We start from the raw sequence: 15161 nt of genomic DNA on the forward strand, positions 1-15161 counted from the left end.
GTGTAGAGACGCGAAATTCGGTGTAGAGACGCGAAATACCGTGTAGAGACGAGAAATACCGTGTAGAGACGCGAAATACCGTGTAGAGACGCGAAATACCGTGTAGAGACGCGAAATACCGTGTAGAGACGCGAAATACCGTGTAGAGACGCGAAATTTCGCGTCTCTACATTTATTTTTTGAACATGTATGTGATTAAAATGAGAACCGCTATAGTATTAACTTTTAAGTTTTCACAAATCAACATGACTGATAGTGTATCTGACATCGAGCGTAAGTATCTAGCAAGGGAAAACAAGGATAAACAGGTACTAGCTTTATTGCTAGAGAAATTCCTGGGGAAAAAGGATCAGATTCTCGTCCAAAAAACAGAGATGGGTGGAAGTATCGCTTATGTGGGTTCTGTCACTTTAGAATGGTTTGCCGGTCGGGTTCGCTTTGCGTCTAGTTTACCGTTGCTTCAGCAAAAGTATAATTCGGAAACTGATAATGTCGAAATTGACGCAGATAGTATTGACGAAATTCGTCAACGTCCCCTTGATTGGTCACGTCAACTACCTTTAACGCAGTATTTAGCAGCAAGGACTAATCATAAGTTTCCCCCTGTTTTGGTGGTAATTAACCAACCTTGGGTGGATAATCCGAAAGCTGCTGAGTGGAATAAGCAAGGAACTGCGACAAAATCGACTATTGATTTTACCCCATTAGATAAAGATGGCAAAGTCGGTTTACTCAACGTTTCCCAAGAAGATGTAACTATCTATGCACTCGATGGTCAACATCGACTGATGGGGGTACAGGGTTTGATGGAGTTGATTAAAACTCGCAAACTCCAGCGTTACAAAAAAGATAAAACTGCTGACGATACTTTTATCAGTTTATCTGACTTAATTGAGCAGTATCATGTAGATCCAGCTTATCTGCAAAATTTGCCCGCAGAAAAGATTGGGATTGAATTTATTTGTGCGATCGCTGCTGGAGAAACCCGTGAACAAGCAAGACGACGGGTGAGATCCATCTTTGTTCATGTTAACTTAATGGCTGCACCTTTAACTAAAGGTCAGTTAGCGCAGTTGAATGAAGATGATGGTTTTTCGATAGTTGCGAGAAAAATCGCTGTTACCCATCCACTTTTTGAACAAAAGCGCGATCGCAAACCTCGCATTAATTGGGATAGTGCGACGGTGGCATCTAAATCAACAGTTTTAACCACCCTGCAAGCTCTGCAAGATATGTCTAGCCGATATTTGGGGCAAAAATTCCCATTGTGGAAACCCTTGGATAAAGGCTTAATTCCCATGCGTCCAGAGAATGACGAACTTCAAGAGGGAATTAAGGAATTACATAAGCTATTTGATTATTTAGCAAGTCTTCCTAGTTATCAGCTTTTAGAAGAGGAGGATACACCACCTCTGCGACGATTTAGCTTTGAGAAGGAGGGGGGAGAAGGAAATATGCTTTTTCGTCCTGTGGGACAAGTAGCGATCGCGCAAGCTTTGGGAATTTTGGTTTTTCGCAAAGGGTTATTACTAGAAGACATATTTAAGAAGCTTCGCAGATTTGACCAAAAGGGAGGATTTAGTGGTATGGAGTATCCGCAATCTTTGTGGTATGGGGTTTTGTATGACCCAAATAAAAAGCGGATTCAAGTTGCTGGACGGGATTTGGCAGCGAAGTTACTGATATATATTCTCGGTGGAATCACCGATCAGATGGAGCGTGCAGAACTTCGCACAGCTTTAGCGAATGGGAGAACTGTGGAAAATAAAACAATCAGTTTTGATGGTAAGTTCGTTGAACCAAAGGAGGTAGGACTTCCACCAGTTCTGTAGTTGGTATCTGCGTAGCTTTTTTAACTGTCACTTTCACTCAGGTAAAATATTACATATACTTATATTATATTGGCTAACATCTGCCAATTTTTATAGGTATTTATATGGATCAAAGCAACGAAAATATTAACAATAGCGTTTCTGGTGAAGTCAAAGCTCAGTTTCGCGCTTTTATTGAGCCATTTTTCTTTGAACACCATCGCGATCGCTGTTATCCAGGATTGATTTTTCAGCAGGGAAAGCGGACGATGCTGCAAATCAACGTACCAGCTAGAGATTTTTCCGGACTTCTTCAAGCTAAACCATCCACAGGTAACGATCCTGATTCTGGTAAAAATCGTCCAGAAGTTAAAGGTCATGCGAATGAAATTAAAAAATATATTATTGAACGTGCTCGAAAAGATAAACCTTGGATTGTTGGGACACTGACAGCAAATGTAGAGCCAAAAGACATAAAAATTATCGAATTAGGTAGAAGTATTTGTTTAGTTGTTATTGGTCGGGGAGTTAAGTTAGATATTACTGATGGACAGCATCGTAAAAGTGCAATTCACGAATTAATAGAAAGTGCTGAAGGCAATTTAATTAGTAATGACGATTTTCCGATTACATTAGTTTTAGAAGGTGATTTTCAGCAATGTCAGGCAGATTTTCGAGACATGGCTCAAACAAGACAATTAGATAAATCTTTGTTAGTATCATTTGGTGAGTTCTCTGGGAGAGTTGGCATTACGAAAGAATTAATAAAAAGAGTGCCAATGTTTGAGGGTAAGACAGAAAAGATTAAATTGACTCCCGCTACCAAACAAAAGTTAATTTACACAACTAATTTCATCGCTAGATTCGTAAGTTGCGTTTTTACTAACGATCCAAGCCATCAACTTCGAGATTATGATGTTTACGAAGCATCTGATGCTTTGGTTATTTGTCTTAATCAGTTTTTTTCAGAATGCAGCAATACAGAGTATGTATCTGAAACAAATGTTGAAGAATTAACAGTTGATGAGGTAGCTGCATTCAAAGAAGATTGTATATTAGGTGTCAGCATTGGATTAGAAATTTTAGGCAGACTACTATACTCTATCTATAAAGAAGACAATAGTTTTGATGAAACAAAAGTTTCCCAACTAGCGCAGATAGATTGGTCAAGAGATAACCCGGTTTGGAGAGATAACGTAGTCAGAATAGACCCAAATCCTAAGAACCCAGATAAGCCTTATAAACTTTCTACTGCGACAAATGCTGTAACAGATGCAGTGAAAATGGTAAAAATCAAACTGGGATGGATATAACCAAAATCAAGACAGGAATTTAGTTAAATCAAATTCCTCATTTTCTTCTTCTTTGTTCGTTCGTTCGTAACTTATAAATAATAAAATTCGCTCTGGATAAGAGTTAGCTCCCTATAGTTCCCAAATGAATAGGATTGAAGATGAATGGTTGCAACAAAGAGCGTGACGAGCTTGCCGGTCAAGTTTTTGAAGATGAATATGAAAAGCGCGATCGCTATTATTGAGGGTATAAATCATAGAGCCAAGCAAGGTCACTATCAAGTTGAGCGTTTTACTTTTAATTAGGTTGACTTACTTACTAATTTTAGACCTGTAGAGACGCTAAATTTCGCGTCTCTAAGACTAATTTTTAGGCTTAACTTACTCTAAGAAATTTGTCTGGGGAGTAGTCACACCATTACGACCAACAGCGGGTATTTCCACTAGCTGATCTGTAGCAGTAGGAGTTCCATTCGTATTGCCACTGGAAGTCACTGAAAATTGATTGCCAGGATGTCCATTGGGGACGAACAGTTGCGGATGGTCAAAGGGTGCTTGTTCAAGAAGGACTCGCTGATCGGTGAGTCCGGTTCTCATGAAAGTGACCAAATCAGCTTTTTGCTGCGAGTTTAAGCCCAATATTTGTGCAGCTCGTCCACCATCGTCACCTCGACCACGATTGTAGAAGTCTACTACTTGCTCCAAAGTTCCCATCCCACCATTATGCATATATGGAGCTGTCAAGGCGATGTCACGGAGGGTAGGTGCTTTGAAACGTGATGTAGTAGCCGGATCAGTGAGAATGTCTTTTGAAGCCCCTGGGTCTTCAGTACCAGGTCTCACACCGAAGTTAGCAAAGAAGCCAAAATTAGTTGACGCTGGAACGCCACTAGCATTATAAGCTATTCTCAACGGATCGTTAGGATCGGTTGAAGCTACTCCTGCGGCTCTTCTCACCGAAGCTCTAGTGAATTCTGGAATCGTATGGCAGGTGTTACAATTTGCACCACCATTAGGCACAGTATTAACAAATAGAGTCAGACCGCTTTTTTCCTGAGCGGTGAGAGCACTGGTATCTCCTGCCTGGAATTTATCAAAGGGTGTCTGGTCAGATACAAGAGTAGAGATATACTTTTGCATTGCTAACCCAGCAAACAAGGAGAAGTTCCAATCCCTGAGTTCAAACTGATTTGCAGGTAAAGTCTGTCCAACCGCACCTTGTTGTAGGATTGTTCGACTTCCATCAGCATTAAGTTGAATGATTTTATTAGAGTTCCACCATTCATTCTTAAAGGCTTGCTTAATCAGATTATCGTAGCTGGGTATGTTCAGTCCAGGCTGAGGTGATCTGCTGTCACCACCTAAAACACCGTCTTCCGGGTGTACAATTTGCTTGCCTAGGGGTCTGAGGGTTTTTAATTTCTTACCTGCTCTCGACAGGAACTTACTGCCGATTTCCGGTAACTCACGACCATCAGCAGATGTCTCAAATCGACTCACTAGTGGTTCTGTTACTAGAGAAGCTAGAGAGGAATTGTTCAGCGCAACTGGAACTTCAGTGAGTGTGTTTGGGTTTGATGCTTTATAAACTTTAGCACTCAAGTCTGCTGCCCCATTTGTATTCACCCCATTGAAGGTTTCCTTAGCGCGACCATCCCAAAACTGGAGTTTGTTGAAGATGGCATTAATTACTGTTGGAGTATTACGCGGTTCCACTCGACGCACATTGATTCCATTGATTTGAAAGCCGTCTGGATCTGGCTTAGATGTAACATTATCCGCTGCTTGACCCGGAACAGTGTTATTCAAAACACTATAAAATACACCTTGGGATGAGGCAACATCGTTAAGGCTAGAAATAACTGTACTGGTTCGATTGTTAGGATCTGCCAGTTTGTGAAATGGAAAATCTGTCGTGGTGAGTTGATAGTTTGGACCACCACCAACTTGGAAAGTTGTATCTTTGAGTGATGCCAAAAGACCAGGACTGATTTGATTCTTTGATCTGCTATCAGCTCCCGCATGAAAGTGACAACTAGCACATGACTGAACGCCGTCGCTACCAAGCTGCATATCCCAGAATAGGGATTTTCCTAGCTTGAGTAGGGCTGTTTGGTTTTGAACAAAGTCTGTGAGATTGCTTGGTTCAGCCACCGCTGTGAGGAGTGGTGGGTTCCCTGGGGTAGGGTCTCCAGGTGTAGCTGCTGGAAGACTAGTTATGGCATTTAAGGGAGCTGGGTTCGGTGTTACTTGCGCGGATACGAAACCTCCGCTAGCGATCGCCAGAAAAACTATCATGAAAATTGCCAGAGGGCGTGAAGATTTTGATACTATTCTGGTGTTAAATTTTAAACAAATCCAAGAAAGCATCAAAATTGGCACTAGTAATATTACTAGGCTATTGAACTGTATCATAAGACCTCGCGATACCTGTGGAAACTATGAAGTTGAGGCTGACTCAGGAAAACTCAGCCCTCCTTTAGAGGATGTCTAAAATTTAGAAAAGACATCTCCACAAATGAACTATACGTTGCCCGAAACCCTTGTAGAGACCTAAGCTAGCTACGTCTCTACGTCTTTTATGGAGATGTCTAAAGGTAAATAGTTTTTCTCAAATAGACTATTCAACCTTTCCAACTCAACTCACCCCATGCAGGGAACAACTGCGTACTGAATGGCATAAATGCAAAGGTAAGCAGTGGATGCAGTTCTTAAGCAGTTCTTAAAAAACTCAATCCAATTTTAAGGGGAGAAAGTCTTTGTTTAATAGACATCTCCGAAAAATAATTAATTTGTGATAAAAGAATACACATTTATGAAAATTAATTAAGTTCTGAAAGAATAATATTAATGAGTGTTATCACCACAAATATGAACAAATAATTATGACTATTTGTGGTCTCGTCAGATTAGGAATTGGGACATTTACAGCAAAGTGCAATCTATCGAATACACGTAGAGACGTAGAGACTATTCTGTGCTACGTCTCTACAAGGTTTTAGGTTTTATATATGTACGAACTTAGGAGTGAAATCTCCTGTATTCTTGGTTATAGAACAATACGCTTGGTGTTAGCACCAAAAACCTTAAGGTGCGTAGGTTGGGTTTCCTTCCTCAACCCAACCTACAATTATCCTTAACACCCACTTACTTATAACCAAAATCAAGACAAGAATTTAGTTAAATCAAATTCCTCGTCTTGTTCTTCTTTGTTTGTACGTTCGTAACTTAGAAATAATAAAATTCGCTCTGAATAATCAACAGAGCCATGTAATTCATTTTGGAGTATTTCTAATCCACCATTTGCGTATTCTTCAAATATTTGATTGCGTTGCTTTTCATATTCTTCCTCATCAATAGATAAGATTTTGATATCCTTAGTTTCATTAATTGCTAATAACTTTATTAAAATATCATGTCCCATTGAAGCAAAATACTCTAACCTAATTGGTGATGGTTCTCTTTTAGATACTTCCCCTAAAGGAACTCGCTTATTATGCTTCGCACCCAAAGCAGCAGCAAAAACGATCGCATCCGCAAAAGTCTGAAAAGGACCCGTTGCACCATCAGATGAAATTAAAGCCTTCACCAACTCAGCCTTATCTTTAGCAACCCTGATTCTGCCAGTTTCAGCCATAATGTTGATATATGCTATGTGACAATTTTAAGTTAAAATTGATCGCATTTCCCCTCTCTGCTAACTCTGCGCCTCTGCGGTTCGTTTTTCTGAGAAAATAAGCGCGATACTCCTGGGGAGTCACTTCGCGATCGCATCAAGAAATAATCTCACGCAAAGTCGCAAAGACGCAAAGAATAATTAACCACCACGTTCAACCTCAACAATCTCCGTATACTCAAACTCATTCGGACTTTGCCTAACCAACGCATATCTTTCCCCATTCAACTCGATATAATCTTGTTCGCAATCAGGTTTAGAAGAATAATAAGTCAACACATATTCCCTCCCTATTCTTTTTGCCATTTCCTCCTCAACTTCACCTCTCCATTGCGTCTGAGTAACCAACACAATCAACTGATTTGCTAATTGCGGAATAGTTTTCGCAATTTGCCGGCGATAGTTATTATCCAAACTACCAAAAGGCGAATCCATCACTATCGGAAATGTGTTACTATCTGGCATCATTAACATTTTTCTCTCACTCCATTCCCGCACTCTGTCGATAATGCTGCCGATAAAAGATAAACTGAGAATTTGATTTTCTCCTGTAGAAGCTGCAACTAGCGCTTCCATACCTGTTGTATTTTCCACTAGGGTCAATTCATATTTATCGCTGATTTTAGGAATGTAAGGTGTAAAAGAAATTTGACTAAATATCTCTTGTACTCGCTTTTGTAATTGTAAGCGAAAGTGATTTTCTTGACGAAACTTAACTTCAGTTAATCGCTCAATTGCATCTTGAGTAGCAGCGATACGTCGTTGTGCGAGTGTTTGCTTATCTTCGTTCAGCTTCTGTTTAGCAACTTGTTTATTCAAGCCTTCTATTTCTGCTTTTAGATTAGCAATTTGCTGTTGATTTGCACCTTGTTCTAAGGTCAATTCTCTGATTTTTTCTTCAATTTCATCTAACCGCTTTTGTAAACTGCGAATTTCTTCACTTGGGTCTTTTCGCAAGCGTTCTTGAATCGTATCTAACTCACCTTCAACTTGAGATATAGTTTGCCTTAACTGATTAATTCTGGCTTGTTCTTTATCAACTTCTTCCCAAAATGCTACTGCTTGCTTGTCAATTTCATCTACTTGAGCGCTCATGCGGAAAGCTGTTTCTTCTATGGCTGAACAACCAGCTTTATCGAGGAACTTTTTCACATTATCGTGTCGGTGAGTTCCGTCGTGTAATTCTGCACCACAAATACAGCGTTTCGAGTTGAGTAAGTCGGTAACAAATTCCTGGGAAATTCCCGCAGTTAATTTACCACACTGCTTCAAATCTTCGATAATGCTACGAAATTCAATTGTAGTTTCTGATAGCAACACCGTATAACCGCGTGTCGAAATAACTTTTTTTAATGCTTCTCTGGTTTGTTTGAGATTTTCTTGGTTTGCTTTTTTCTGGCTTTCTAACTCTTGTCGTCTTTCTTGAATTTCTTTGGCAGCGCTGAGTTCTCGTAACCGGTTACTTGTCTCTTTTTTGAAAGTTTGTTGATATTCTAATTCTTGTTTTATTTCCGTTTGTCGCTTGGTGATGCGCTCAATTTCGCGATCTAGCTTTTCTTGCTGTCTTAAAAGCTTTTTAGTTTCTAAATCACCGATGAGTTTTAATTCATTCTCTAAAGTTTTCTTCGCTTCCCCTAAATGCTTGATGGAACGATTTATTACTTCTACCCCCAAAAGCATCTTTGTCGCTTCCGCGATTTCCGCTTTTTTATCAGAACGCACTATTTGCTCAATTCGTTCGCCATCAAAGAAGAAATATTGATGTAAATTACTTGGTAAAATTTGATTGATGATATCTTCTGGTTGTTGGAGTGGAAAATACCAGCGTCCATCATCTCCAGATACTTGCATTAATAATTCTGTCTTACCAACATCAATATCACTTGCATTTTTGTAAACTCGACACTGACGTTTGACGTTGTAGCGTTTGCTGTCGTGTTCCCAAGCTACTTCTACCCAACATTCTATAGCCTGCCCGATTTTAGCTTCTGCGATCGCTCGCTTATTAACTAACTGCTCAATTGAGGCAAATGCTGCACTAAATTTCTCATACAGCACCCATGTAAATCCATTCAGCAGACTGGTTTTGCCCGCACCATTATTACCGTGAATAATCGTTGTATTATCACCCTCACCAACTGCTAAGATGATTTCTGGTGTTTTGCCATAAAAAGAGCGAAAGTTACACAGCTTGATTGAAGTCAGCTTCATTAGACATCTCCAGAAATTAATTATGCGTTGCCCGAACCCCAACAGACGTAGCACTACTACGTCTCTACCTATGACTCTGGAGATATCTATTGCACAACTTCCTTCACTATTTTTAATATATCATCATTAATATGGCTGAAACTTTTCTTATCAAGTCTGCTTTTTTCCAGATACCATACCTGTTCGATTATTTGCCGCACTTCCGGTGGAGCATTGATAATTGGCTCCTGAACATCATCGATATTCGGCTCTTTTGTCATTTCGGTTTTAAAATAAATTTTTATTCTCTATTTTAACCGTCTCTAAGGAGTGTAGACGCAGCCTGAAAGCTACTTTTATCGTTATCTTTATTTTCACTCCAAAAAAATCCGAAAATTTGCAATTTTTTGACAAAAATCACTTTCTTTTTGGGCTGTTTCCTGATATTATTAGAGGTAATTAAATAACTTTCATCATAATGGAGTGGTGGCTATTTTAAAAATTTGGCTAATTCCCCATTATACTAAATTTAATCTCATACTTATTATCATCTCATATTTACCCCTGTTTTTATCGATTTTTTTTAATTTTTTTATAAAAATTATTTTCCACAAATTGGTGCAATCATATCATGTTCGTTTAATTACAGCAGTTTTCATGTATTTAGACCACACTCAAGTTTTCTGTATTTCTTCCTTTGCGACTTTGCTCCGAGTGCGTGAAATAAAAATAATGTGGTTCATTTAAGATGAAAATTGTTGTAACAATAATAAAAACCATCTACCGTCGTAGAGACGTTCCACCGGAACGTCTTTACTGGAACGTCAATACAATTGTAAGTAATAAACCTGACATGATATCAAAGGTTAGATATCCAATAAATCGTATCTCTTTTGTAAAGCAAGTAATTTCATCCTCGCTTCACCAGCATTGTCAGCTAAATCAGCAAATTCGACAAAGCGACGCAATTCTTTTCTTAACAGATTGCGCTCAACTTCTAAAGTGTTTCTGTCAAGTTCTGGTGGGAGCACAATCATATCAAATATAGTAGCGCGTTCTTTGCCAGGGTGAGGGCGCAAAACTCGTCCTCTTCGCTGGATAAATTGGCGGGGATTTCCTGAACTTGCCAAAATTACAGCAGTTTGAATTGCGGGAATATCAACACCTTCATCTAAGCAGCGAATTGCTACCAAACCTTGCAATTCACCGCTTTCAAATTGACAACGCAAAGTTTCCCTTTCTTGTAAAGGCGTTTTTGCGGTGTAGGTGCTGACTCGATACCCCATTTCTCCTCCTAATATTTTGGCGACTGCTTTGAGTTGGTGTAGCGATGAACGTCCCTCTTCTTGTGCGCCATCGCTACAATAGAAAAGGGTGTGAGTAGTTTCGCGACGAGTTAGCATTAGTTCGCGCAAGGCGTTTAATTTATTTTCTGCCGCACCAATTAATCTTGCCCGTTGCATTAACAAAGGTTTTAAATCTTCGTTGCCTTCAAAGTCAGCTAAATTCAAGTTTTCTCGTTCTCGATACAGTAATGCTCGTCCAATTCTTTTAGTTAATTTTAAGTAAGCAATACTTTCTGCTTCTGTTAACTCTACCAGGATGGGATGGTACAGATAATGTACTAACGCACCTTGAGAAATTGCATCCTTTAAAGTGAATTCCGGCTGAAGAACCGCACCAAAGTAATTAAATAAAGATTGAGTGCCATCATCATCAAAATATCTTTCTGGGGTAGCAGAAAGAGCGAGTCGTAAACCCACGCGGCGTGGTAAACTTTCTTCCAACTTAGGTGCGCCTAAGTTATGTGCTTCGTCGCCAATAATCAAAGTCTTTTGGGGAAAGTACTTGAATTGAGATTGAAAGCCATCGCCAATTAATGTGGAATTGGTAGTAACAACCGTGACAAACGATTGCGAACCAGAACGCACGTTATAAAGTTGGGTAGAAAGTTGACTTTGCCACGTTCGTAAATCTTCAAAGGCTAAAATGGGCTGCAAGTTGAATTTTTGACATTCTCGTGCCCATTGGGTGACAAGATGACGAAAGGGACACACCACCAACAAAACTTGCAAGTTAATTTGTTTATATAACTCGCAAGCGATCGCCAATGCTGTAATCGTCTTACCACTACCAGTAGCCATTTTCAGTGTACCTCTGCCGTTGTTGGCAAACCAAGACTCAATAGCTTGTCGTTGATATTGCCGTAATTGCAGATATTGCGGCATTCTGGGGCATCCTGGTAGTGGTTGAGTTTGATAATTGCCCTTACTTTCGCCGACAAATGGTTTTTTCAGCTTGAAAGTGGGCAATTTCTCAACTCGTGGCGTCAGGTACATAGATAGGGACTAGGGATTAGGGACTGGGGAATAGGGCATTGGGCATTGGGCATTGGGCACGCTCGCATTGGGAATTAACAAGTTCGATCATGTGCAAGTGCGTGAATAAATACAATTCTTTCCATGCTCCATGCCCCATGCTCCATGCCCCATGCCCCAATATCAGTTGTAACCTCGCCAGACGCCGACGAGAGTACCTTGCACCTCGACTTGTACTGCGGAGACTTCGATGGGGTTGTATTTGGGATTTGCCGGTTTGAGGGTGACGCGATCGCCATTTCGATAAAATCGCTTCAATGTCGTACCGTGTCCTTCGACTCTGGCGGCGACAATGATACCATTTTTCAGATGATCTGGTTCTGGTACTGGACGCAGAAATACCACATCTCCATCGACAATTCCTACTTCAACCATACTGTCGCCAGCTACCCGCAAAGCATATGTTTGCGGAGGTAACGACAAATTAGCCAAATCTAGATGTTCTTTCAAATCGGTGAACGGTTCGATTAAACCGCCGGCGGCGATTGTACCTAAAATTGGTACACCTGGTTTTTGCGGACGCAAAATCCGAATTGTTCTTGCCTTACCTTCACTCCATTCAATATGTCCCTTGGCGCGTAAATGTTCCAAGCGGCTTTGAATGGGTGCAGGTGATTTCAGGTTCATTGCCTGCATCATTTGCCTAATTGAGGGCGAATGCTGGTGCGATCGGATGTATTCCGCCAGCCATTCGTAAAGTTCTTGTTGAGCTTCTGTTAGTCTTTCCATAAATTAGTAGGGAGACAAAGTACAAATGTCTCTAGAACATTAGTACTATAAAAAAACCCCCAATGGCTTGTAAATTTGGAATTTTTAATTTTGGGTGAGTAAACTTAAAGAGTTAAGAGTTAAGAGGAGCGGAGTTAAGAGGAGCGGAGTTAAGAGTGAGGAGTTAGGAGTTAAGAGTTGTAGAGCTTCGTGCGATCGCGTCTCTAAAGGAGTGAGGGGTAAATAGTTATAACTCATAACTGATAACTCCGCTCCTCTTAACTCTTTATTCTGCCCCTAAGATACTTGCAAGTAAAGCTTTTTGAGCGTGCATCCGATTTTCTGCCTGATCCCAAACTCGTGAATGAGAGCCTTCAATTACAGATTCAGTAATTTCTTCACCCCGATGAGCTGGTAAACAGTGTAAAACAATTGCGTCGCCATCGGCAAGACTTAATAGGAGATCGTTGATTTGGTAGGATTGGAAAATTGGTAGCCTCGCGCTGGCTTCTGCTTCTTGCCCCATACTTGCCCAAACATCAGTATAAAGTACAGAAGCTCCCTTGACTGCGGCTTCTGGGTCATTAGTTAAAATAACTTCAGTTTTTTTGTCGGCTATTGCGCGGGCTTTTTCGGTGATGGCTGAAGAAGGCTCATAACCTATTGGCGTGGCAATTCTTACATTCATCCCTACCAAAGCACAGCCTAACATCAGAGAATTGGCGACATTATTACCATCCCCCACATAAGTCAAGGTTAAGCCAGCTAGAGTACCAAAACATTCTTGAATCGTCATTAAATCTGCCAAGACTTGACAGGGATGTCCTAAATCGGTAAGCGCATTAATTACAGGAATTTTGGCATAATGGGCAAAAATTTCCAAATCTTGCTGTGCGAAGGTGCGAATTGCCAAAATATCCAAATATCGATCCAACACCCGGGCTGTATCTTCTATGGGTTCCCCGCGACTCACTTGGGTGACATTGGGGTTAAGATCAATTACCTGTCCACCCAGTTGATACATCGCTACTGTCAAACTGACTCGTGTCCGAGTTGAAGCTTTGGAAAACAACAACCCCAGCACTTTAGGACAATGCAACTTTAGCCGTTGTGATTTCAACTCAGTTGCCAAAAGCAAGAGTTCTTGAACTTCCGTTGCATTGAAGTCCGCCAAACTTAATAAATCTCGTCCGATCAACGCTGCCATTGTTGTGATCTGTAAAGAAAAATTATGTCTTTATGTTCGCGATCGCGTGCCGTATTCAAAAAATACCACTTTCAAACCTTACCAGATATTTTGGTTTTCAGCCTGGGATTTGAAGACAGCTTTTGGTATTCATCTTGATTTACTGACAATTTTTTCGATTTTTTTGCACGCTTTTGCAGCCTTCAATAAATCATTTCCAGGCGGAAAAATCAGAAATCTTTTTTGGCACTTGACTTGTGCAATTAGCTGGCTTATGCTAGGATATGAAATTGGTATGACGTTTAAAAATCAAATAATTTTTGCAATCGTCCAGAGTTACGGCTTCGCCAGCATAGCACAGTGGTAGTGCATCCGACTTGTAATCGGAAGGTCGTCGGTTCAAATCCGACTGCTGGCCTTCTCAGTGGAATCTTTTTATATATGGTTGATCAGGTTAATCAATACAAGTATTGATTAAATCTTCCACACCGGCGACTGGTAAGATTTTTGTATTCAGTTGGCTAGCTACCTCCTCAATGCTCATATCATCTAAAAATATCAATTCACCATGTTTGAGCATAACTTTTGGTAGCAAGATTCCTTCTCCTAAATCTTGCCCAAGTAAATTTAAAAGCAAATCATGACCAGTTAGCAACCCAGTCACGCTGATACTCTGTCCCCAATAATCGCTCTTCAAAGCACGCATATTTACTTCTAAATTCTCTACAGCATTCAATTGCTGTAAAATCGGTTGAAATGCTTTTTCAACTGCATTGCCAACTACCCAAGTAAATTTTCGCGGCTTCGAGATTTTTGGTGGTAAGAATTCAGCAGCAGCGGTTGCAAACTGCTTGATAAATAAACGAATCGAACCTACACCGTTATCAATTTGCGGATAGTCGTTATATTCAACTTCGCTGGGTAATTCTTCACCAGCAATCAAAAACCACTCATCAGCTAACCAAGCTACGTTAGAACCGTATTTTTTGCTAAATTCTTTTTGAAGCGATCGCACTTGGGAAATCACTTCTATCGCTTTTTCTTCACTTACTGGTATAAGTTCATCTTTCTCTAAACGAAATCGCGTCAAACCTACAGGTACTACCGCTACTGAGGCTACCCCAGGCACTTCCCCAGTAGAAAACGACGCTAAATCCCGCAATGTTTGTTCCAAGTGTTTGCCATCATTTATACCAGGACAAACGACGACTTGAGCATGAATTTGCAATCGTCTTTCTTGAAACCACTTCAGTTGTTGTAATATTTGTCCCCCACGGGGATTTTTCAACAATCTAATTCTAACTTCTGGTTCGGTAGCGTGAACCGAAACATATAACGGAGACAGCCGAAGAAGTTCAATGCGCTGCCATTCTCGCTCTGGTAAATTGGTAAGAGTTAAGTATGAGCCATACAAAAAGCTCAAGCGATAATCATCATCTTTAAAATACAAGCTTTCTCGCTTGCCTGGTGGCTGTTGATCGATAAAGCAAAATGGGCAGCGGTTATTGCACTGAATTAGACCATCAAACAGTGCCGTTTCAAATTCTAATCCTAAATCTTCGTCGTAATCTTTTTCGATTTCAATATGATGAGTTTTTCCTTTCTCGTCTAAAACTTCTAATTCCAGAACTTCATCAGCGCACAAAAACTGATAATCAATTAAATCACGGGGATGCGTACCATTGATAGCAACGATCGCATCCCCTACCGTAAAGCCAATTTCCGCAGCGATGGAATCTAGTAGTACCCCAGTAATTCGGGCAGGATTAATGGTAGACATGGGTTAGGGGTTAGGGGTTAGGAGTTAGGAGTTAGGAGTTAGGAGTTGGGAGTTGGGAGTTGGGAGTTGGGAGTTGGGAGTTGGGAGTTGGGAGTTGGGAGTTGGGAGTTGGGAGTTGGGAGTTGGGAGTTGGGAGTTGG

At 40.5% G+C, this 15161-nt stretch carries 12 protein-coding genes and 1 tRNA gene; 4 read left to right on the forward strand and 9 right to left on the reverse strand.

Annotation, left to right across the window (positions count from 1 at the left end):
• The first annotated feature begins 245 nt into the window (after positions 1–245).
• A complete protein-coding gene (locus OGM63_RS27845; RefSeq protein ID WP_263748981.1) occupies positions 246–1832 on the forward strand; it encodes a DGQHR domain-containing protein in 1587 nt (528 codons plus the stop codon).
• Between the two features lie 104 nt (positions 1833–1936).
• A complete protein-coding gene (locus OGM63_RS27850; RefSeq protein WP_263748982.1) occupies positions 1937–3124 on the forward strand; it encodes a DNA sulfur modification protein DndB in 1188 nt (395 codons plus the stop codon).
• A 360-nt stretch (positions 3125–3484) separates the two neighbouring features.
• Here the strand turns inward: OGM63_RS27850 and OGM63_RS27855 are convergent, their stop codons facing one another.
• A complete protein-coding gene (locus OGM63_RS27855) occupies positions 3485–5401 on the reverse strand; it encodes a cytochrome-c peroxidase (protein ID WP_263748983.1) in 1917 nt (638 codons plus the stop codon).
• Between OGM63_RS27855 and OGM63_RS27860 the strand changes: the two genes are divergently transcribed.
• On the forward strand, positions 5400–5597 hold the full coding sequence (locus OGM63_RS27860) for a hypothetical protein (protein WP_263748985.1): 198 nt from the start codon (positions 5400–5402) through the stop codon (positions 5595–5597). The genes OGM63_RS27855 and OGM63_RS27860 overlap by 2 nt on opposite strands.
• A 669-nt stretch (positions 5598–6266) precedes the next feature.
• Here OGM63_RS27860 and OGM63_RS27865 read toward each other — a convergent pair.
• The 7 genes from OGM63_RS27865 to argF form a co-directional block, all read right to left on the reverse strand.
• Entirely contained in the window at positions 6267–6740 is a 474-nt protein-coding gene (locus OGM63_RS27865; RefSeq protein WP_263748987.1) for a DNA phosphorothioation-associated protein 4, read from the reverse strand.
• Between the two features lie 180 nt (positions 6741–6920).
• Positions 6921–8990, reverse strand: a complete 2070-nt coding sequence (locus OGM63_RS27870; protein WP_263748988.1) for an AAA family ATPase — start codon at positions 8988–8990, stop codon at positions 6921–6923.
• A gap of 86 nt (positions 8991–9076) precedes the next feature.
• Positions 9077–9250, reverse strand: a complete 174-nt coding sequence (locus tag OGM63_RS27875; protein WP_263748989.1) for a hypothetical protein — start codon at positions 9248–9250, stop codon at positions 9077–9079.
• 585 nt (positions 9251–9835) lie between these two features.
• Complete coding sequence (locus OGM63_RS27880) at positions 9836–11197, reverse strand: DNA phosphorothioation system restriction enzyme (RefSeq protein WP_263748994.1); 1362 nt, start codon at positions 11195–11197, stop codon at positions 9836–9838.
• A 273-nt stretch (positions 11198–11470) separates the two neighbouring features.
• On the reverse strand, positions 11471–12076 hold the full coding sequence (lexA, locus tag OGM63_RS27885) for a transcriptional repressor LexA (protein WP_263748990.1): 606 nt from the start codon (positions 12074–12076) through the stop codon (positions 11471–11473).
• 84 nt (positions 12077–12160) lie between these two features.
• On the reverse strand, positions 12161–12313 hold the full coding sequence (locus OGM63_RS27890) for a hypothetical protein (protein WP_263748991.1): 153 nt from the start codon (positions 12311–12313) through the stop codon (positions 12161–12163).
• Positions 12314–12341: 28 nt separating this feature from the next.
• Positions 12342–13262, reverse strand: a complete 921-nt coding sequence (argF, locus tag OGM63_RS27895; protein WP_263748992.1) for an ornithine carbamoyltransferase — start codon at positions 13260–13262, stop codon at positions 12342–12344.
• 325 nt (positions 13263–13587) lie between these two features.
• Between argF and OGM63_RS27900 the strand changes: the two genes are divergently transcribed.
• Positions 13588–13659 (forward strand) — tRNA-Thr (locus OGM63_RS27900).
• 36 nt (positions 13660–13695) lie between these two features.
• On the opposite strand, the gene OGM63_RS27905 is transcribed toward OGM63_RS27900, so the two are convergent.
• Positions 13696–15021 (reverse strand): TIGR03279 family radical SAM protein, encoded by a 1326-nt coding sequence (locus OGM63_RS27905; RefSeq protein ID WP_263748993.1) that lies wholly within the window; start codon positions 15019–15021, stop codon positions 13696–13698.
• Positions 15022–15161: the final 140 nt, after the last annotated feature.

Source organism: Plectonema radiosum NIES-515, from assembly GCF_025753815.1.
Taxonomy (GTDB): Bacteria; Cyanobacteriota; Cyanobacteriia; order Cyanobacteriales; family Nostocaceae; genus Hassallia; species Hassallia radiosum_A.

Bases quoted from the DNA above. Each gene is read 5' to 3' on its own strand.
- OGM63_RS27870 (WP_263748988.1), bottom strand. From the start codon at position 8,990: ATGAAGCTGACTTCAATCAAGCTGTGTAACTTTCGCTCTTTTTATGGC.
- OGM63_RS27890 (WP_263748991.1), bottom strand. From the start codon at position 12,313: ATGAGTTATAACTATTTACCCCTCACTCCTTTAGAGACGCGATCGCAC.
- OGM63_RS27880 (WP_263748994.1), bottom strand. From the start codon at position 11,197: ATGCCGCAATATCTGCAATTACGGCAATATCAACGACAAGCTATTGAG.
- OGM63_RS27850 (WP_263748982.1), top strand. From the start codon at position 1,937: ATGGATCAAAGCAACGAAAATATTAACAATAGCGTTTCTGGTGAAGTC.
- OGM63_RS27845 (WP_263748981.1), top strand. From the start codon at position 246: ATGACTGATAGTGTATCTGACATCGAGCGTAAGTATCTAGCAAGGGAA.
- OGM63_RS27865 (WP_263748987.1), bottom strand. From the start codon at position 6,740: ATGGCTGAAACTGGCAGAATCAGGGTTGCTAAAGATAAGGCTGAGTTG.
- lexA (WP_263748990.1), bottom strand. From the start codon at position 12,076: ATGGAAAGACTAACAGAAGCTCAACAAGAACTTTACGAATGGCTGGCG.
- OGM63_RS27875 (WP_263748989.1), bottom strand. From the start codon at position 9,250: ATGACAAAAGAGCCGAATATCGATGATGTTCAGGAGCCAATTATCAAT.
- OGM63_RS27860 (WP_263748985.1), top strand. From the start codon at position 5,400: ATGAAAATTGCCAGAGGGCGTGAAGATTTTGATACTATTCTGGTGTTA.
- OGM63_RS27905 (WP_263748993.1), bottom strand. From the start codon at position 15,021: ATGTCTACCATTAATCCTGCCCGAATTACTGGGGTACTACTAGATTCC.
- argF (WP_263748992.1), bottom strand. From the start codon at position 13,262: ATGGCAGCGTTGATCGGACGAGATTTATTAAGTTTGGCGGACTTCAAT.
- OGM63_RS27855 (WP_263748983.1), bottom strand. From the start codon at position 5,401: ATGATAGTTTTTCTGGCGATCGCTAGCGGAGGTTTCGTATCCGCGCAA.